This window comes from Flavihumibacter rivuli, from assembly GCF_018595685.2.
Classification (GTDB): domain Bacteria; phylum Bacteroidota; class Bacteroidia; order Chitinophagales; family Chitinophagaceae; genus Flavihumibacter; species Flavihumibacter rivuli.
Genome location: NZ_CP092334.1, coordinates 1,700,262 through 1,718,923 on the forward strand (window position 1 = coordinate 1,700,262; position 18,662 = coordinate 1,718,923).

15 protein-coding genes are annotated in these 18,662 nt (G+C 47.8%); 6 read left to right on the top strand and 9 right to left on the bottom strand.

The genetic code is table 11. The features are described 5' to 3' along the window. Positions 1–7: 7 nt before the first annotated feature. The 9 genes from KJS94_RS07500 to KJS94_RS07540 all read right to left on the bottom strand — a co-directional run bounded on the left by KJS94_RS07500 (position 8) and on the right by KJS94_RS07540 (position 13,155). Positions 8–514: a SprB repeat-containing protein gene (locus KJS94_RS07500; RefSeq protein WP_239804333.1), complete on the bottom strand. Its 507-nt coding sequence runs from the start codon at positions 512–514 to the stop codon at positions 8–10. Continuing rightward, positions 511–3,525, bottom strand: a complete 3,015-nt coding sequence (locus KJS94_RS07505) for a SprB repeat-containing protein (protein WP_239804334.1) — start codon at positions 3,523–3,525, stop codon at positions 511–513. Before KJS94_RS07505 ends, KJS94_RS07500 begins: the two co-directional genes overlap by 4 nt. Positions 3,526–3,875: 350 nt before the next feature. Then, the gene (gene fusA, locus KJS94_RS07510; RefSeq protein WP_214449502.1) at positions 3,876–6,020 is read right to left on the bottom strand and encodes an elongation factor G; all 2,145 of its coding nucleotides are present in this window, start codon (positions 6,018–6,020) and stop codon (positions 3,876–3,878) included. 320 nt (positions 6,021–6,340) lie between these two features. Further along, positions 6,341–6,766, bottom strand: a complete 426-nt coding sequence (locus tag KJS94_RS07515) for a hypothetical protein (protein WP_214449504.1) — start codon at positions 6,764–6,766, stop codon at positions 6,341–6,343. A 106-nt stretch (positions 6,767–6,872) separates the two neighbouring features. Further along, positions 6,873–7,442 carry a gluconate 2-dehydrogenase subunit 3 family protein gene (locus tag KJS94_RS07520; protein ID WP_214449501.1) on the bottom strand — a complete coding sequence of 190 codons (570 nt, stop codon included), beginning with the start codon at positions 7,440–7,442 and terminating at the stop codon, positions 6,873–6,875. A 31-nt stretch (positions 7,443–7,473) separates the two neighbouring features. Then, complete coding sequence (locus KJS94_RS07525; protein WP_214449500.1) at positions 7,474–9,195, bottom strand: GMC oxidoreductase; 1,722 nt, start codon at positions 9,193–9,195, stop codon at positions 7,474–7,476. A 9-nt stretch (positions 9,196–9,204) separates the two neighbouring features. Continuing rightward, positions 9,205–10,887, bottom strand: coding sequence for a GMC oxidoreductase (locus KJS94_RS07530; protein ID WP_214449499.1), 1,683 nt, complete (start codon positions 10,885–10,887; stop codon positions 9,205–9,207). A gap of 100 nt (positions 10,888–10,987) precedes the next feature. Further along, positions 10,988–11,872 carry a hydroxypyruvate isomerase family protein gene (locus tag KJS94_RS07535; protein WP_214449498.1) on the bottom strand — a complete coding sequence of 295 codons (885 nt, stop codon included), beginning with the start codon at positions 11,870–11,872 and terminating at the stop codon, positions 10,988–10,990. A 5-nt stretch (positions 11,873–11,877) separates the two neighbouring features. Further along, positions 11,878–13,155 carry an MFS transporter gene (locus KJS94_RS07540; protein WP_214449497.1) on the bottom strand — a complete coding sequence of 426 codons (1,278 nt, stop codon included), beginning with the start codon at positions 13,153–13,155 and terminating at the stop codon, positions 11,878–11,880. A 249-nt stretch (positions 13,156–13,404) separates the two neighbouring features. On the opposite strand from KJS94_RS07540, the gene KJS94_RS07545 reads away from it, so the two are divergent. The 6 genes from KJS94_RS07545 to KJS94_RS07570 all read left to right on the top strand — a co-directional run bounded on the left by KJS94_RS07545 (position 13,405) and on the right by KJS94_RS07570 (position 18,631). Then, complete coding sequence (locus tag KJS94_RS07545) at positions 13,405–15,144, top strand: GMC family oxidoreductase (protein ID WP_214449496.1); 1,740 nt, start codon at positions 13,405–13,407, stop codon at positions 15,142–15,144. A 17-nt stretch (positions 15,145–15,161) separates the two neighbouring features. Beyond that, positions 15,162–15,830 (top strand): gluconate 2-dehydrogenase subunit 3 family protein, encoded by a 669-nt coding sequence (locus KJS94_RS07550; RefSeq protein ID WP_214449495.1) that lies wholly within the window; start codon positions 15,162–15,164, stop codon positions 15,828–15,830. A gap of 93 nt (positions 15,831–15,923) precedes the next feature. Further along, positions 15,924–16,976, top strand: coding sequence for a sugar phosphate isomerase/epimerase family protein (locus KJS94_RS07555; RefSeq protein WP_214449494.1), 1,053 nt, complete (start codon positions 15,924–15,926; stop codon positions 16,974–16,976). Between the two features lie 14 nt (positions 16,977–16,990). After that, complete coding sequence (locus tag KJS94_RS07560) at positions 16,991–17,386, top strand: c-type cytochrome (RefSeq protein WP_214449493.1); 396 nt, start codon at positions 16,991–16,993, stop codon at positions 17,384–17,386. A 4-nt stretch (positions 17,387–17,390) separates the two neighbouring features. Next, on the top strand, positions 17,391–18,119 hold the full coding sequence (locus KJS94_RS07565; RefSeq protein ID WP_214449492.1) for a 3-keto-disaccharide hydrolase: 729 nt from the start codon (positions 17,391–17,393) through the stop codon (positions 18,117–18,119). A 113-nt stretch (positions 18,120–18,232) separates the two neighbouring features. Continuing rightward, positions 18,233–18,631, top strand: coding sequence for a hypothetical protein (locus tag KJS94_RS07570; protein WP_214449491.1), 399 nt, complete (start codon positions 18,233–18,235; stop codon positions 18,629–18,631). Positions 18,632–18,662: the final 31 nt, after the last annotated feature.

The window sequence follows — 18,662 nt, forward strand, 5'->3', positions numbered from 1 at the left end:
CTTGCACTCAAGCTGTCTGGCCGATGGTCACTACCGCTGTAGTGGTACAGTTGTTCGCATCTGTTACTGTAACCGTATATACACCAGCTGGCAGGTTGGCGGGATCTTCAACAGTTGATACCGTCTCGTTCGCAGCATTCTTCCATACAAACGTATAGCCAGGGGTACCTCCGCTAACACTCAGTGCAATTGAACCGGTTGATTCTCCGAAGCACTTCACATCCGTTGGTACGCCACTTGCACTCAGGCCTTCTGTCGGCTGGCCGATGGTCACTACCGCTGTAGTGGTACAGTTGTTCGCATCTGTTACTGTAACCGTATATACACCAGCTGGCAGGTTGGCGGGATCTTCAACAGTTGATACCGTCTCGTTCGCAGCATTCTTCCATACAAACGTATAGCCAGGGGTACCTCCGCTAACGCTCAGTGCAATTGAACCGGTTGATTCTCCGAAGCACTTCACATCCGTTGGTACGCCACTTGCACTCAGGCCTTCTGTCGGCTCGATGGTCACTGGCCGATGGTCACTACCGCTGTATATACACCAGCTGGCAGGTACTTCAGTTGATACCGTCTCGTTCGCAGCATTCTTCCATATCTGTTACTGTAACTCCGTATATACACACAGCTGGCAGGTTCGCGGTTACTGTAACCGTCTGGCAGGTTGGCGGGATCTTCAACAGTAGATACCGTCTCGTTCGCAGCATTCTTCCATACAAACGTATAGCCAGGGGTACCTCCGCTAACACTCAGTGCAATTGAACCGGTTGATTCTCCGAAGCACTTCACATCCGTTGGTACGCCACTTGCACTCAAGCCTTCTGTCGGCTGGCCGATGGTCACTACCGCTGTAGTGGTACAGTTGTTCGCATCTGTTACTGTAACCGTATATACACCAGCTGGCAGGTTGGCGGGATCTTCAACAGTTGATACCGTCTCGTTCGCAGCATTCTTCCATACAAACGTATAGCCAGGGGTACCTCCGCTAACACTCAGTGCAATTGAACCGGTTGATTCTCCGAAGCACTTCACATCCGTTGGTACGCCACTTGCACTCAAGCCTTCTGTCGGCTGGCCGATGGTCACTACCGCTGTAGTGGTACAGTTGTTCGCATCTGTTACTGTAACCGTATATACACCAGCTGGCAGGTTCGCGAGATCTTCAACAGTAGATACCGTCTCGTTCGCAGCATTCTTCCATACAAACGTATAGCCAGGGGTACCTCCGCTAACGCTCAGTGCAATTGAACCGGTTGATTCACCGAAGCACTTCACATCCGTTGGTACGCCACTTGCACTCAGGCCTTCTGTCGGCTGGCCGATGGTCACTACCGCTGTAGTGGTACAGTTGTTCGCATCTGTTACTGTAACCGTATATACACCAGCTGGCAAGTTGGCGGGATCTTCAACAGTTGATACCGTCTCGTTCGCAGCATTCTTCCATACAAACGTATAGCCAGGAGTACCTCCGCTAACGCTCAGTGCAATTGAACCGGTTGATTCACCGAAGCACTTCACATCCGTTGGTACGCCACTTGCACTCAGGCCTTCTGTCGGCTGGCTGATGTTTACATTAACAGTACCAATACATCCTTTCGCATCCTTTACATAAAAAGTATAGGAACCAGTGGATAAGTTTGCAAATACATTATCATTACCATAAGTAAGCCCATCAGCAGAATAGGTATAAGGACCTGTACCACCACTGCCTGCAAGGGTCACTGATCCATTGTTGCCGCCGAAGCAGGAAACATTGGTAACGGTGGTGCCTAATGTAGGATTCTGGTTGACGGTTACCAACTTAGAACATTCATCAAGGCTGATCAATCCGTTGGTAGACGTGATCTTCAGCTTGACTGTAAATGAACCGGCAGCACCGGCATCAACGGTAACCGTTGCGCCGTTATCTGCACCAACGATCGTTCCATTGCCTGTCACGGTCCATTTATATACATAACCTGCCGGGATACCGGCGTTTGGATCGGTGCCGTTATAGAATACCAATCCTTTTGTGTCCGGACAAGTTTCGCCAGGACCATTGATACTACAGTTTATGTTGATAGGTATTACTGTTATTGCCAGGTTATCGGAATTCTTACAGCCAAGGTTATCCGTAGCAGTAACAGTATAGTTATAAGTAGTAGGTGTTGTATTCGGCGCAGTAAATAAAGGATTGGAAATATTAGCTGCACTCAGGTTAGCAATTGGTGACCAGCTATAGGCATAAGGTGATACACCACCCGATGCCACAGCATTCAATTGAACGGTATTACCCACGCTCAGGTCAAGGTTTGTTGCCTTCGGACTGGCGGTAACACTGGGCAGGGAAGGTGAATTACCAAAGAACCTGCCGGATGTTGTACAGGGAATATAATCATTGCCACCATTGTAGGTGGTAGGCGTAAGCGAAATATCATAGTTGTTGCCAATAGCATAGGTCGCACAGATAGTAGCCTTGACAGCACCATTGTTCTCTACAGTACCCAGTGTAACAATAGGAGGTGAAGCTACTGGACCGGTAGTGGAAATCTGTGTACCATCTGCACGGAAATAGGTAACTTGGTAAGAAGATGCCTTTACAGTAGCATTGTCCACCACCTGCCAGGCACCGGCTGAACCCAGGTAATCAGCACAAACAGTATAGGAAGTACTGGGTGTTGAACTATTACAGCTGATGATATCGGAGCCTGATTTTTCAAGGGTACAGGTAGAACCACCGCAACCATACCTTGCTTTATAGATCAGGTTGGCATTATTGGGAATAGTCTGTGCACCTGCAGTAGGATCCCAAATAGCGATATAATAATTGGTTGATTTCGCAAAAGAAGGAACGGTAATGGTTGACCAACCATTACCGGTAAGACCACAGTCTGCATAAACAAGGTCAGCACAATCACCAGATAAATTCTTGGAATTATCCGCGTCACCAACCAACGGATACTTACCTGTCGAAGTATTGGTTGAAGGAGGCCCGGCCTTAGACGTATTTACATAAAACAAGGCATAGGCAAGGCTTTGGTTGGAAACGATCTGGAACTGGTAAGTTCCGGCGAAAGGCCGGATATCAAAATTCAGCCAAACCATTCCATCCCCATTAGCAGGACCCGTAACATTTACCCCCCTTACACCGTTTCCTCCACCACCCATGTTAAAGCAATTGGTCAGTGAAGGAAATAGTCCAGGAATAGTCGTGTAGGTTTTCTGGAATGCCTGCAAACCCGATTGGGTTGCCGCAGCAGAAGCACAAGCCACAACTCCCTGGGGTAAATTCTGGCCGCTTTGGGCAACGGCCTCCCACTTGTTCAGGGTTGTATTATAGCGCCATCCATCCCCGGCATCCCAACGGATAGCGTTACATGGCGTAGCGGCCTGGCCTGAAACCAGTTGAGGAGTAAGAAAAAGTGTAAGGATGGTGAGAAAAGCTATCCAGCCCGATCTAAAAGGACTTGACGCTTTCCAATGAAGGGATAGCCTGGGCAACCTATTACCACTTCCAGGAGTTGGTAATTTCTGCCCTGGCGCCATTCTACTTTGGGTAGATTGATGGACCATAATAGGACGGTTTAGGTAAACAAATAATTACACTACTGCGCAGAGCAATGCGCACGGCTTACCGAGAGGATAATTGAAACAATAAATTAAGTGGAGATCAACGTAAAGGGAAATTCATAGGAAACTCCGGGGAGGAGTATAACAATCATCGTAAAACGATAACGACAGATCAAAATAATACTTCAAAATTCAAAATGTCAAGGAATTCTTAAATTAAATTTTTCTGTCTACTGAAAAATCTTAATAACCCTCTATTTCTCAATTCATTGCAATAAAAAAGCCGGACCATTAAGATCCGGCTTATAGAGAAAAGTTATAAACTCTTAGGCATTCACCTTGCCCTTCACCTTAGCGATCACTTCTTCAGCGATGTTATTTGGTGCTGGTGCATAGTGGGAGAACTCCATGGTTGATGATGCACGGCCAGAGCTCAGTGAACGTAACTGGGTCACATAACCGAACATCTCACTCAGGGGAACCTTAGCCTTGATCACCTGTGCATTGTTACGGCTATCCATACCTTCCATCATACCACGACGACGGTTAAGGTCACCCGTTACATCACCCATGTACTGGTCAGGAGTAACCACCTCTACTTTCATGATCGGCTCCAGCAGGATCGGCTTGGCCTTGCGGGCTGCCTCACGGAAACCTTGCTTGGCGCAAAGTTCGAATGACATGGCATCGGAGTCAACCGCGTGGAAGCTACCATCAAATACGCGAACCTTCATGTTCACAACAGGATAGTTAGCCAGTACACCCTGATCCATTGACAACTGGAATCCTTTCTGGATAGCAGGAACGAATTCACGGGGGATCGATCCACCGAAGATATCATTCACAAACTGGAAGCTCTGTCCGGGGTTAGCGGCCAGCCACTCTTCATCAGCTGCACTCAGTTCAAACACGATGTCGGCGAACTTACCACGACCACCAGTCTGCTTCTTCAGGGTCTCGCGGTGCTCTACCCTGCCATTGAATGCTTCCTTATAGGCCACCTGGGGATTACCCTGGTTAACTTCAACCTTGAATTCACGACGCATACGGTCGATGATGATCTCCAGGTGCAATTCACCCATACCACGAAGGATGGTCTGACCTGTTTCTTCATCCGTATTAACACGCAGTGTAGGATCTTCTTCTACCAGCTTCGCGATCGCCATACCCATCTTATCCACGTCAGCCTGGGTCTTCGGCTCAACCGCTACAGCGATTACCGGCTCTGGGATGAACATGTTCTCCAGAACAATAGGATTGTTCTCATCACAAAGTGTATCACCGGTCTTGATTTCCTTGAAACCTACAGCAGCACCGATATCACCTGCTTCGATGAAATCGATAGGGTTCTGCTTATTGGCGAACATCTTCATGATACGGCTGATACGCTCTTTCTTACCGCTACGTACATTCAGTACATAAGAACCGGCTTCCAGGCGACCAGAATAAGCACGGAAGAAGGCCAGACGACCTACGAATGGGTCAGTCATAATCTTGAATGCAAGCGCAGCAAAAGGTTCTTTTGCATCTGGCTTACGGATAATGGTTTCACCGGTATCAGGATGTGTTCCTTCGATAGCATCGATGTCGACAGGACTGGGGAGGTAACGACATACCGCATCCAGGGCTGTTTGAACACCCTTGTTCTTGAATGAAGAACCACACATCATCGGAACGATGCTGAGGTCGATTGTTGCCTTGCGGATAGCTGCATGCATTTCTTCTTCAGTAATGGAGCTGGGATCTTCAAAGAACTTCTCCATCAGCTTGTCATCATATTCTGCAACAGCTTCTACCAGGTTAGCCCTCCACTCTTCAGCTTCAGCTACCATGTCAGCAGGAACGTCGATCTCATCAAAGGTCATTCCTTCTGTTTCCATATGCCATACGATACCCTTCATCTTGATGAGGTCAACCACACCCTTGAAGTTATCTTCAGCACCGATAGGAAGCTGCAGGGGAACAGCCTTGGCACCCAACATTTCCTTTACCTGCTTCACTACATTCAGGAAGTCGGCACCGGAACGGTCCATCTTGTTAACGAAACCAATACGGGGAACCTTGTAACGGTTAGCCTGGCGCCAAACTGTTTCAGATTGGGGTTCTACACCGTCAACCGCACTGAACAGGGCGATCAGACCATCCAGAACACGCATGGAACGCTCTACCTCAACGGTAAAGTCCACGTGACCCGGAGTATCAATGATATTGAAATAGTATTTCTTAGTATCAGCTGTAGGCTTACCCTTTTCGGTAGGGAAATTCCACTGGCAGCTTACCGCAGCAGAGGTAATGGTGATACCCCTTTCCTTTTCCTGCTCCATCCAGTCGGTAGTTGCGCCACCATCGTGCACTTCACCGATCTTGTGGATCATACCAGTATAGCGCAGAATGCGCTCAGTAGTAGTGGTTTTACCGGCATCAATGTGAGCCGCAATACCAAAGTTTCTTTGAAATCTTAAGTCTGCCATTGTTGTATGTTAAAAAATTTTGAAATCTGGCTTCCAGACCGGTTTTGGGTGCTCCCCTACCCGGTTTACCCTACCGGGAAAAGGCATCGGAAAACCCTACCAATCCCAATTTGGAGCGCAAAGGTAAGAAATTGAGTTGAAAAAAAAAGACTTGTTTAGGGTTACGCCCTTACCGGTTCGCCGGTTTGGACAAGGTTTGAAGGAGAAACCAACACGATATCCACTTTTTAAAAATATCGTTATAAAAAGGCACTGATTTATTGGAAGTTATAACCAAGCGCTGTAAATTTAAAAATCATTCTTTGTTAACCCATTTCTCACTAAAAATCATGTAATAATATGCCTACCAAGAAAAAGGCAGCGAAAAAAGCAGTAGCCAAAAAGGCTGTGAAAAAAGCCCCGGCTAAAAAAGCTGCCAAAAAGGCTGTTGCCAAGAAAGCTGTTAAAAAAGCTGTAGCTAAAAAGGCTGTGAAGAAGGCCGCCCCTAAAAAAGCGGTTAAAAAAGCTGCAAAAAAAGCTGCTCCCAAAAAAGCGGCAGTAAAGAAAGCAGCCAAGAAAGCCGTTGCTAAAAAGGCTGTAAAGAAGGCTGCTGCCCCCAAGAAAGCAGTGAAAAAGGCTGTGGTAAAAAAGGCGGCCAAAAAGCCTGTAGCTAAAAAAGCGGCCAAAAAGCCTGCTGCTAAAAAGCCAGTAGCCGCTCCAGCTCCTGAAGTTGTAAGCGCCCCGGCCGAAACACCTTCAACAGACATGCCGTCTTCCGAAACAGGTAATTCAAGCGGACTTTAATTTATTCCCCATAAATAAAAAGGCCATCTGTCTTACAGATGGCCTTTTTATTATTCCAGATGCCCTGGCTTAGGTTGCCCAGGCACGGTCTCCTTTTTTGTAAGGAATACATCCTTCATATTTTCCCGGAACAGGTACATAACGCAATGCCTGCTGTGCCCCTACCTCTGAAGTGAAATAACCCAATAAGGTGAGTTCCTTCATCATCCTGAAATAATGCTTGGGATCTTCCTCTTTCTTCTTGGACATATATTCCTTCTGTTCCTTGTCCAGTGCTACCAGCAGTTCCTTACGCTGCTTGGGATCAAGCCCCATGAAATCCTTGTTGAACTGCTTTTCCGCAGCGGCATTCAAAGCTGACATGCCTTCTACAAAGATTTTCTGGTCCTTCTCCTCATAGCAGTCCTTCACCATTACCGTCATGAACTCACCCACCTTGGCTGCCTTGGCTCCCGGCGTATTGGTGGTTGGAATAATGGTCTCTGCAATTTCATCCAGCAGGGCAATGTCATCCTTGCTGAATTCGGTCAAACCAGTCTTCTTATCCGCCTGCTTACAACCGGAGAGAAAAAGGTTAGAACCAACGATGGTTCCGCCTAGTAATACCGCTACTGCGGAAACGGCTTCTCTTCTGTTCATATGATGATGTGTTTTTTCGGTTCTATCAATATTATAAATTTCCTTTTTTAAGTTCATCCACAGCATAACTTGCTGCCCTTGCTGTCAGGGCCATATAGGTCAGTGACGGGTTCTGGCATGCCGAAGAGGTCATACAGGCGCCATCCGTAACAAATACATTCCGGGCATCCCAAACCTGGTTCCATTTGTTGAGCACAGAGGTCTTTGGATCCTTACCCATCCGGGCTGTACCCATCTCATGGATGCCATGCCCCATGGCATGGCCACGATCGTAGGTCCGGACATCCTTAACGCCTGCAATCTCCAGCATATTGGCCATTTCCTTCACAATATCCTTCCGCATCTCCAACTCATTCTGCTTCAACTCCGCATCCATAGCCAAAACCGGCAATCCCCACTTGTCCTTACGCTCCTTATCCAGATAGATCCTATTATCATGATAGGGCAGCACTTCCCCAAAACCTGTTGCCCCAATTGTCCAATGCCCGGGCTCACTAAGCGCCTCCTTAAGTTCTTCCCCTATAGACAATTCCGCAACCTCACGGGACCATCCTGTCCGGCTCGCTGACCCCTGGTAACCAAATCCACGCAGGTAGTTGCGCTTATCGTCTCCCAGGTTAACAAACCTCGGGATATAGAAACCATTGGCCCTGCGGCCAAAATAGTACTTGTCTTCATAACCTTCAACCCTTCCACTGGCTCCAAGGTTATAGTGATGGTCCATCACATTATGCCCCAATTCCCCGGAACTGCTACCCAAACCTCCCGGCCAGATATCCGTTGCCGAATTGAACAGGACCCAGGTAGAATTCAGGGCTGAAGCACAAAGGAATACTATCCTGGATTGATAGGTATAGGTCTGGTTGTTCTCTGTATCCAAAACCTCTACCCCAGTGGCTTTTTTGGTATCCTTATCGTACAAGACCCTGGTAACAATGGAAAATGGCCTGACTGTCAGGTTCCCCGTTGCCTGTGCAGCTGGCAAGGTTGAGGACTGGGTGCTGAAATACCCCCCAAATGGGCAACCTTCCCAACACCTGTTCCGAAACTGGCACTTGTTCCTTCCGGGTATGGGTGCAGTAAGGTTTGCCACCCTTCCTATGATCAGATGCCTGTTCTGCTTATAATGCTCCCTGATCCTTGCAGCTACATCCTTCTCTACACAGTTCAGGTCCATGGGTGGCAGGAACTGCCCATCAGGCAAATGGGGGATCCCCTCCTTCGATCCACTTATCCCGGCAAAACGCTCCACATGGTCATACCAGGATGCAATATCCTGGTACCTTATGGGCCAGTCAACACCATGGCCATCTCTCTCATTGGCCTCGAAGTCCATTTCACTCCAACGGTAACTTTGCCTACCCCACAAAATGGACCTCCCGCCCAGTTGATAACTGCGCCACCAGGTAAATGGCTTCACCTCTGTATAGGGACAATCCTTCTCATTCACCCAATAATCCATTACCGCTTCACTCAGCGCCCACCCCCTGGCAATAACAGGGTACGCCTCCCTGGTTGCTGCCGGAACGGTTCCCCTATGCGGCAGTTCCCATGGATGCAGGTTGGCTGTCTTATAATCCTTGATATGCTCAAAGTTCCTACCCCTTTCCAACATCAACACCTTCAGGCCCTTTTCGCAAAGTTCCTTGGCAGCCCAACCACCACTGATACCACTGCCGACAACAATGGCATCATAGGTATGCTGTTGACCAGCTTTGTTGTTTATATGTACTGAGCTAGAATCCCCTGGCATACCCGGATATTATAGGTTTCCTTTTTTAAGTTCACTAACCGCATAGTCAGCCGCCCTGGCAGTTAAGGCCATATAAGTCAGGGATGGGTTCACACAAGCGCCTGATGTCATACAAGCGCCATCAGTCACAAAAACGTTCTTGGCATCCCATACCTGGTTCCATCCGTTCAACACAGAAGTCTTGGGGTCACGGCCCATCCTTGCTGTACCCATCTCATGGATACCGCGGCCCATGGTGCCATCGCCATTCCTTCCTTTTACATTTTTCACCCCTGCTGCTTCCAGCATTTCTACTGCATCATTGATCATGTCTTCACGCATCTTCTTCTCATTATCCTTCAACTCGCAATCAATAGCCAGTACATTCAAGCCCCATTTATCAGTACGTGTCTTGTCCAGCGTCACCTTATTCTCATGGTAAGGCAGGATCTCACCGAAGCCGCCCATACCAACTGTCCATACACCCGGCTCGGTCAATGCCTCTTTCAACTCCTCCCCTATGCTCAGTTCTGCGATATCACGGCTCCAACCCTGACGGCTGGCACTTCCCTGGTAACCAAAGCCACGTACATAGCCACGACCCTCATCCCCATTCAGGTTGCGGAACCTCGGGATGTAGAACCCATTAGGACGGCGACCGAAGTAGTACTTATCCTCATATCCTTCGAATACACCGCCGGCACCAACGCCGAGATGGTGGTCCATCAGGTTATGACCCAGTTCACCGCTGCTGCTTCCCAGTCCCTCAGGCCAGATATCCGTTGCCGAATTCATCAGGATCCAGGTACTGTTCAACGCCGACGCATTCAGGAATACGATCTTGGCATAATACTCATAGGTCTTGTTGGTCTCTGCATCCAGCACCTCAACTCCCTTTGCCTTCTTGGTATCCTTATCGTAAATCACCTTGGTAACAATAGAGTATGGACGAAGGGTCAGGTTACCTGTTGCCATGGCAGCAGGTAAGGTGGCCGACTGCGTGCTGAAATAAGCACCAAACGGACAACCCAGCCAGCACTTATTGCGGTATTGACAATTCGTACGGTTGTTGTGTGGAGCAGTGAGGTTAGCACTTCGGCCAATGATCATTCGGCGCGCATCATTATAATGCTTACGGATCCTTGCCGCTACATCCTTTTCAACGCAATTCAATTCCATTGCCGGAAGGAAATCGCCATCTGGTAATTGCGGTAATCCTTCCTTGGAACCATTTACCCCAGCAAACTTCTCTGCATAACTATACCATGGGGCTATATCCTTGTAACGGATGGGCCAGTCTACACCATGGCCATCCTTGAGGTTCGCTTCAAAATCAAGGTCACTGAATCGATAACTCTGCCTTCCCCATGTTAAGGAGCGTCCGCCTACCTGGTATCCCCTGAACCAATCAAAACGCTTGATCTCAGTATATGGGCAATCCTTTTCATTCACCCAAAAATCAAGGTTGGTTTCATTCAACGGATAATCCCTTTTGAGAACTGGATAATTGGCGATCATTTCCTGTGTACGTCCTCCCCTGTGTGCGAATTCCCAGGGATGCTTGTTGGCATTCACATAGTCCTTGATATGTTCAATGTTCCTGCCACGCTCCAGCATGATCACTTTCAAACCTTTTTCTGTCAGTTCTTTTGCGGCCCATCCTCCGCTGATACCAGAGCCTACTACAATTGCATCATAAGTATTCTGCGCCATATGCGTTGATATTATTTATTTGCCTTTTACTGTTTTTAATGAACTTCCTCTCTGCGGCAACCCTTTATTGGAAGCGAATTGCCCGTTGCCTGTTCAGGCATTAAACATCACATGTTTCTATCGCTTTCCTTAGCGAAGCACGTTTATCCGCTCCCTTAGGGATGAACTCCTGTGCCACATAGCCCTTGAAACCCGTAGCGATAATAGCCCTCATGATAGCCGGGTAGTAAAGTTCCTGCTGATCGTCAATCTCATTCCTGCCGGGCACCCCCGCGGTATGGTAATGGCCATAATATTGGTGATTGGCCCTAATGGTCCGGATCACATCGCCTTCATCGATCTGCATATGGTAAATATCATACAGCAGTTTGAAATTGGCTGATCCTAAACGTTTGCAAAGCTCTACCCCCCAGGTTGACTTATCACACATATAATCCTTGTGGTCGACCTTACTGTTGAGCAATTCCATATGGAGGACTACACCATGCTTTTCTGCAAGGGGTAAGACCTGCTGCAATCCCTTCACACAATTGGTAAGACCTGTTTCATCGTCCATACCATTACGGTTTCCACTAAAACAGATCAGGTTCTTGTAGCCAGCTTTGGATACCAGGGGAATCATTTCTGAATAATTCTTTACCAGCGTTGAATGGTATTGCGGATCATTGAATCCATTTACAAGATTGATCTCAGCCCCATTGCACATGGAAGAATCCAATCCATACCGCTTCAGTACCTCCCACTCCTTCGGACCTACGAGGTCAATGGCCTTGATCCCGATCTCATTGGCCAGGACACAAAGCTCATCCAACTTAAGGTGACCATAGGTCCACCTGCAAACGGAATGATTGATATTTCCCTTAAGTTGTAGCTGCCCGCCTGGTTGGCTGCAGGCAGCAAGGCTGCCTACAGGGCTTAATACCACTCCCGTAGCTGCCGCAACAATTGTCTTGATCGAGTTTCTCCTGGAAGAATGATTTTTCATATTTCTTATGCCCCTGCTTTCAACACTTCAGCTTTCTTGTTTCTCATATAGAACACCAATCCTGAAAAAGCAATGACCAGGATAATGGGGATTACTGCAGTGGCCTTTAACACCTCAGGACCTGCTGTCAACTGGGCCGCGGCATATTGGGCTGCTTCAGTTGAGCCAGCAGCAGCTGACCTGAAAGTATCAAGGGATGCCCCTTCCGGAAGCTGCTTCAACAATAACCTATCGTAAAAACCACCCATGAAAAGCGTATAGATGGAAACAGCAAACATACCGGCGCCCCCCATCAGGTTAAGGCCAAGTGCCCCTGAACGGGGAATATTCTCAGCTACAAACCCCAGCATGGTTGGCCAGAAGTAACATACACCGATCCCGAATACCAGGGCAGCGAAATAGAGGGAATTACCACTCATGGTGCTGAGCATATACATTCCCAATGCCGCCATAACAGCAGACATCAGCAGTACCCCCTGTGGAGAGAAACGGTGTACAACGGGCTCTGCCAGACCACGGCCAACAACCATTACACCGGTGGTAATGGTCAGGATGAGGATGGGGTTATCCGTAACATTATTCAGCAACACACCAACCCATTGGCCGGTGAATAATTCAGTTATGGCTGTACCAAACATGCAGATAAACATGAAAAGGAACAGGGGTGAAAGAACAGAACGGTACATTTCACCAGTACTAACGCCAGACGCCACCCGCTCAGTAACGGGGAAGTCTAACCGATAAAACAGGTAACCGTAGATCAATGTTGGGATGATCATCATTCCCACCTGGGTCTGCCATCCGATACCCATTTTATCAAAGAAGAATACAATAAGTGTCCCAATAACAATTCCACCGGGGAACCATAAATGGAAATGGTTCAGCTTGGTGGTCTTGTTTTCTGCATATATGGTAGCCACCAATGGATTACATGCTGCTTCAACAGTTCCATTGGCAATACCTATAAGTAAAGTAGAAAGGAAGAGCGACCAATACCCCGTTGCAGTAACGGTCAATACAATGCCAGCCAGGTGGCAGATGAATGCGATCAGCAGTAACTTTTTCATACCTATCACATCCACGATCATCCCTCCGATTACCACTGCAAGCGGGAAGCCCCAGAATGCGGTTGCTGCAATGGAAGCGAGTTGGGATGCGTCAAGATGAAAGTCTACTCCTAGCCTGTTGAGGATTCCGGCACGGATACCAAAAGAAAGGGAGGTCACTAACAGGGCCAGACAACTGGCCACGAAAAGTTGGTTTCGGTTGATGTTGGCTTGCATATCGAATGTTTGCTATTCAGAGCGGTTATAAATTTATGGTATTCACCAATATGGTTTCCAGAATATTTTCAACTTTTTCAAAAAATGAGGACGAACGGTTGATAGTATTATACTATTTTATCGTTTTCTTTAACTATCTGATCAATTTCGCACCCTCCATGAATTTAATCAATGCATTTCGCCAATTAATAAAATAAGGCTCTAATTTTATTGGCCTGATACTTACCAAAACGTACACAAATTCTAACGATGGGCGATTTTCAAGTTAAGAAGCAGTCTAAAAATTATGACGCTGTAATTGTAGGTTCTGGTGCAGGTGGCGGTATGGCTGCCTATATCCTATCCAAGGCTGGCCTAAAGGTTTGCCTTATTGAAGCAGGGCCTATGTATGATCCCGCCAAGAATGTTACCCAGTTAAAGAACCCCTGGGATTCCCCGAGAAGGGGGGCAAGTACCAAATTCAGGCCTTTTGGCGATTTCGACGCCTGCTATTGGGGTTGGGAAATTGACGGGGAACCCTACACCAGGGCTGAAGGCACCCAATGGGATTGGTGGAGGGCAAGGATGCTGGGAGGCCGCACCAACCACTGGGGAAGGATCTCCCTTCGTTTTGGTCCCAAAGATTTCAAGCGCAGGAGCATTGACGGGCTAGGTGATGACTGGCCAATCAGTTACGATGACATTAAACCATTCTACGATAGGGTGGACCAACTCATAGGTGTCTTTGGTACCAATGAAGGGTTGGAAAATGACCCGGATGGTATCTTCCTTCCTCCTCCTAAGCCAAGGTTGCATGAGTTGTTTATCAAGAATGCCGCCACAAGGGCCGGGGTGAAAGTCATTCCTTCAAGGTTATCCATTCTCACCAAGAAAATAAACGATAGCCGCGGGGCTTGTTTTTTCTGCTCGCAATGCGGAAGGGGTTGCCAGGTATATGGTGACTTTTCTTCTTCTTCTGTGCTGGTCAAACCTGCCATTGCTACAGGTAATATTGATGTCATCCCCAATGCCATGGCAAGGGAAGTGTTAACTGACAAGGAAGGTCTGGCCACCGGCATTTCCTATGTGAATAAGGAGGACCTGCAGGAGTACCAGGTAAATGGTAAAGTAGTTATCCTGGCTGCCAGTGCCTGTGAAAGCTCCAGACTGTTGCTCAACTCAAAATCGGCTCGCCACCCCAATGGACTGGCCAATTCCAGCGATGTTGTGGGCAAATACCTACATGATTCAACCGGTGCGGCACTGGGCGGTGTGCTACCCCAACTATTTGACCGTAAACGTTACAACGAGGACGGTGTAGGTGGTATGCATATTTATTCCCCCTGGTGGCTCGATAATAAAAAGCTGGACTTCCCCAGGGGCTACCATATCGAATATTGGGGAGGAATGAGCCAGCCTGCATATGGCTTTGGTTGGGGTATAGAGAACATGAATGGAAAGTTCGTGGTAAAAGGACAGCAGAAAGAGGCAGGTGGTTATGGAAAATCCCTGAAAGAAGATTACCGCTATTTCTATGGTGCAGGTGTTGGTATGGCAGGCCGTGGTGAAGCTATCCCAAGGAAGGATAATTACTGTGAGATCGACCCCAATGTGGTAGACCAGTATGGTATACCCGTCCTCCGCTTCAATGTAAAATGGAGTGACTATGAGATCAAGCAGGCGAGGCACATGAAAGAGACCTTCAAGGAGATCATGCATGAAATGGGCGCGATCATTACCTGGGGTGGTGATGATGGCCCGGAGAACAATTACGGATTGGAAGCCCCCGGCAAGATCATCCACGAAGCAGGTACAGCAAGGATGGGCAATGATCCCAAAAGTTCCGCCCTCAACAAATGGAACCAGGCAAACGATTGCAAGAACCTATTTGTGGTGGATGGCGCACCGTTTGTGTCACAGGCCGACAAGAACATCACCTGGACCATTCTTGCCCTTTCCATGAGGGCCAGTGAATACATCATCGACCAATTGAAAAAACAGAATATCTAACCTTCATACTACGTCAAATGGACAGAAGAAAATCGCTAAAAGCAATTGCACTAGGCACCATTTCAACCGGACTGTTGGTTGATGCCTGTAAAGAGGCTGACAAGAAGGTTGAGGATAGCAAGCAACCCGACCTGGCCGCAGGCAACCTCGACAGGATGAAGGAAGAAGTGGAACATTTCAAGAAGATCAGTGCCGAAAAATTCTTTACTGATCATGAAATGGCTACCATCACTATTCTTGGTGATATCATCATACCGCGCGATGAGGTCAGCGGAAGTGCCTCCGATGCTGGAGTACCCGCATTTATAGAGTTTATTGTGAAGGATATGCCCCAGCACCAAACACCCATGAGGGGTGGATTGCGCTGGCTGGACCTGCAGAGTTACAAGCAATTTGGTAAATCATTCAAGGACTGCAGTGAATCAGAACGTATCAACCTTGTAGACCAGATCGCCTATCCCCAAAAAGCCAAGCCCGAAATGAAACAAGGCGTTGCGTTCTTTTCCCTGATGCGCAACCTTACCGCAACCGGATTTTACACTTCCGAAATAGGCGTGAAGGATATCGGGTATGTTGGTAACAGGCCCAACCAATGGAATGGCGTACCGGCAGATGTATTGAAGCAATACAGCCTGTCCTATACCGATAAAGAACTAAAGGAATGTATCTCATTCGATACCAAGTAGGCCGCCTCAAGTACGATCGGTTAAAAATCGGTTATATATTGACGTTATATAATGAAAAACTGATTAGTTCACAGAAAAACCCAAAAAATAAGCATGACTACTGTAAAAGGACCCGGAATATTCCTCGCCCAGTTCATGGGCGACGAAGCACCGTTCAATAACCTGAGATCCATTTGCCTTTGGGCTGAGGGTCTGGGTTTTAAGGGCGTCCAGCTTCCCACCTGGGACCCCAGGTGTATAGACCTGCAAAAAGCGGCTGAAAGCAAAACCTATGCAGATGAGGTAAAGGGAATTGTGGAAGAATGCGGTCTTTCGATCACAGAACTGTCCACCCACCTCCAGGGTCAGCTGGTGGCCGTTCATCCTGCTTATGATGCCTTATTCGATGGCTTTGCCCCGGAAGCATTAAGGGGCAACCCGGCTGCACGCACAGAGTGGGCAGTACAGCAACTGAAATATGCCGCCAAGGCATCCCAAAACCTGGGACTCAATGCCCATGCTACTTTCAGCGGGTCACTGCTTTGGCATACGGTTTACCCCTGGCCCCAAAGACCTGCCGGCCTGGTTGAAACAGGGTTCAGGGAATTGGGGAGGAGATGGAAGCCCATCCTTGATGTATTTGACGAATGTGGTATAGACCTTTGTTATGAGATCCATCCGGGTGAAGACCTGCATGATGGTATCTCCTATGAGATGTTCCTGAAGGAAGTAAATGACCATCCGAGGGCATGCCTTCTCTATGACCCCTCGCACTTTGTATTGCAATGCCTCGATTACCTGGAATACATTGACATCTATCATGAGCGCATCAGGATGTTCCATGTAAAGGATGCAGAATTCAATCCCACCGGAAGGCAGGGCGTATATGGAGGTTTCCAGAGCTGGTTAAACCGTGCCGGAAGGTTCCGTTCCCTTGGCGATGGCCAGGTTGATTTCAAATCCATCTTCAGCAAGCTGGCTGCATATGATTATAAAGGCTGGGCAGTGATGGAATGGGAATGCTGCCTTAAACATCCTGAAGTTGGTGCAGCAGAAGGTGCTATCTTTATACAGGATCATATCATCAAGGTAACCGAAAAGGCATTTGATGACTTTGCGGGAACAGGTTCCGATGAAGCCTTCAATAAACGTATCTTAGGTATATAAATAAAGCAACAAACATGAAAAAACTATTCATTATCGCTGGATTGAGCACCCTGGCATTTGCGTGCGGCAACAATGCAGAACAAAAAGAAGCGGCAACAGAAACTAAGGAGGCCACCCAACCGGCCCCGGCCCCGGCCGCTAATGCAGATGCAGATAAAGGTGTTACCCTTATTGCCAACAGCGACTGCCTGACCTGCCATAAGGTTAATGAAAAATCAATTGGTCCATCTTATGTAGATGTTTCCAAGAAGTATGAAGATAATGACGCCAATGTAGCCATGCTCGCTGCCAAGGTTATCAAGGGTGGCCAGGGAGTTTGGGGAGAAGTACCCATGACACCACACCCCCAACTTTCTGAAGATGATGCGAAAGTGATGGTTAAATATATCCTTTCGCTCAAAAACCAATAAGCCAATGATCAGGAATTTTGCGATAGCAGCCTTAGTGGCATTCACTTCCTGTAAGTCGGCAAAAGAAGTTACCAATAACGCCCTAACTGCAAAAGAGTCTAAGGACGGCTGGGAGTTGCTTTTCAATGGGAAGGACCTTAAAGGCTGGCATACCTATGGAAAATCAACCGTGGGTAATGCCTGGCAGGTAGCGGATGGGGTCCTTTTCCTCGATGCCTCCAACAAACAAAACTGGCAGACCGTTGGTGGTGGGGATATCGTTACGGACGGGGTGTATGAAAACTACCACCTTTCCCTTGAGTGGAAGATTGCCGCCAATGGCAACAGTGGCATCATCTTCAATGTTCAGGAAGACCCATCTAAATACATGTATGCCTGGAATACAGGTCCGGAAATGCAGGTATTGGATAACAACGGTCATCCTGATGCGAAGATCATCAAGCATCGCGCGGGAGACCTCTATGACCTCATCAGCTGTTCCCGGGAGACCGTTAAACCTGCTGGTGAATGGAATAAGGCAGAGATCATCCAGGACAAGGGCAAACTGGAACTCAGGTTAAATGGTGTAACAGTGGTATCTACCAGTATTGGAGATGATGGTTGGAGGAATATGATTGCCGGAAGCAAGTTTAAGACCATGCCAGATTTTGGCAAGTTCAACTCCGGGAAAATTGCCCTCCAGGACCATGGTGATAATGTCTGGTACCGAAATATCAAGATCAGGAAATTATAACCCAACGCCGCTCATGCGGCGTTTTTTTATGCTTTGATAGAAATCAGCCGGAAAATTGCGAATAGTCATAGAGATTGATTGCAATGCTAAATAGCTTTTCAGAAAATTCCGGTATGAAAAATATCCTTACCATCTTCTTCCTGATCCTATTTACAGGCCAGGTGATGGGTCAGGCCATGACCACTACAGACCCCAACCAAAAAAGCAAGAACCAGAGAACATGGGCTTGGTTGCTCACCGGTGGAGGTGCGGCCATGGCAATAGGGGGTATTGCCCTGACTGCCTCGGATCCTGATTATTTTCCCGGCTGGATCGGCCCCGCCATGATCGGTGCCGGAGCAGGAATGATCGGTGGCGGAATAATATTGTTCTCAGCAGCTAAACGCAATGCTGCAGGCAGTACCAACACTTCCTTTTTGCTTAACTTCAAACTGGAGCAACAAAAGCAAATCAAATCACTGCAAATAGGGCAAACCTTCTACCCTGCCCTCTCCTTCCAACTAAGGTTCTGAATTGTCCATGACCATACCTTTTTTTACATTT

Excerpts from the sequence above, each read along its gene's own strand:
- KJS94_RS07515 (WP_214449504.1), bottom strand. The coding sequence starts at position 6,766 with ATGTCTGTTGAAGGTGTTTCGGCCGGGGCGCTTACAACTTCAGGAGCT.
- KJS94_RS07550 (WP_214449495.1), top strand. The coding sequence starts at position 15,162 with ATGGACAGAAGAAAATCGCTAAAAGCAATTGCACTAGGCACCATTTCA.
- KJS94_RS07540 (WP_214449497.1), bottom strand. The coding sequence starts at position 13,155 with ATGCAAGCCAACATCAACCGAAACCAACTTTTCGTGGCCAGTTGTCTG.
- KJS94_RS07560 (WP_214449493.1), top strand. The coding sequence starts at position 16,991 with ATGAAAAAACTATTCATTATCGCTGGATTGAGCACCCTGGCATTTGCG.
- KJS94_RS07565 (WP_214449492.1), top strand. The coding sequence starts at position 17,391 with ATGATCAGGAATTTTGCGATAGCAGCCTTAGTGGCATTCACTTCCTGT.
- KJS94_RS07535 (WP_214449498.1), bottom strand. The coding sequence starts at position 11,872 with ATGAAAAATCATTCTTCCAGGAGAAACTCGATCAAGACAATTGTTGCG.
- fusA (WP_214449502.1), bottom strand. The coding sequence starts at position 6,020 with ATGGCAGACTTAAGATTTCAAAGAAACTTTGGTATTGCGGCTCACATT.
- KJS94_RS07555 (WP_214449494.1), top strand. The coding sequence starts at position 15,924 with ATGACTACTGTAAAAGGACCCGGAATATTCCTCGCCCAGTTCATGGGC.
- KJS94_RS07570 (WP_214449491.1), top strand. The coding sequence starts at position 18,233 with ATGAAAAATATCCTTACCATCTTCTTCCTGATCCTATTTACAGGCCAG.
- KJS94_RS07505 (WP_239804334.1), bottom strand. The coding sequence starts at position 3,525 with ATGGCGCCAGGGCAGAAATTACCAACTCCTGGAAGTGGTAATAGGTTG.
- KJS94_RS07545 (WP_214449496.1), top strand. The coding sequence starts at position 13,405 with ATGGGCGATTTTCAAGTTAAGAAGCAGTCTAAAAATTATGACGCTGTA.
- KJS94_RS07525 (WP_214449500.1), bottom strand. The coding sequence starts at position 9,195 with ATGCCAGGGGATTCTAGCTCAGTACATATAAACAACAAAGCTGGTCAA.
- KJS94_RS07520 (WP_214449501.1), bottom strand. The coding sequence starts at position 7,442 with ATGAACAGAAGAGAAGCCGTTTCCGCAGTAGCGGTATTACTAGGCGGA.
- KJS94_RS07530 (WP_214449499.1), bottom strand. The coding sequence starts at position 10,887 with ATGGCGCAGAATACTTATGATGCAATTGTAGTAGGCTCTGGTATCAGC.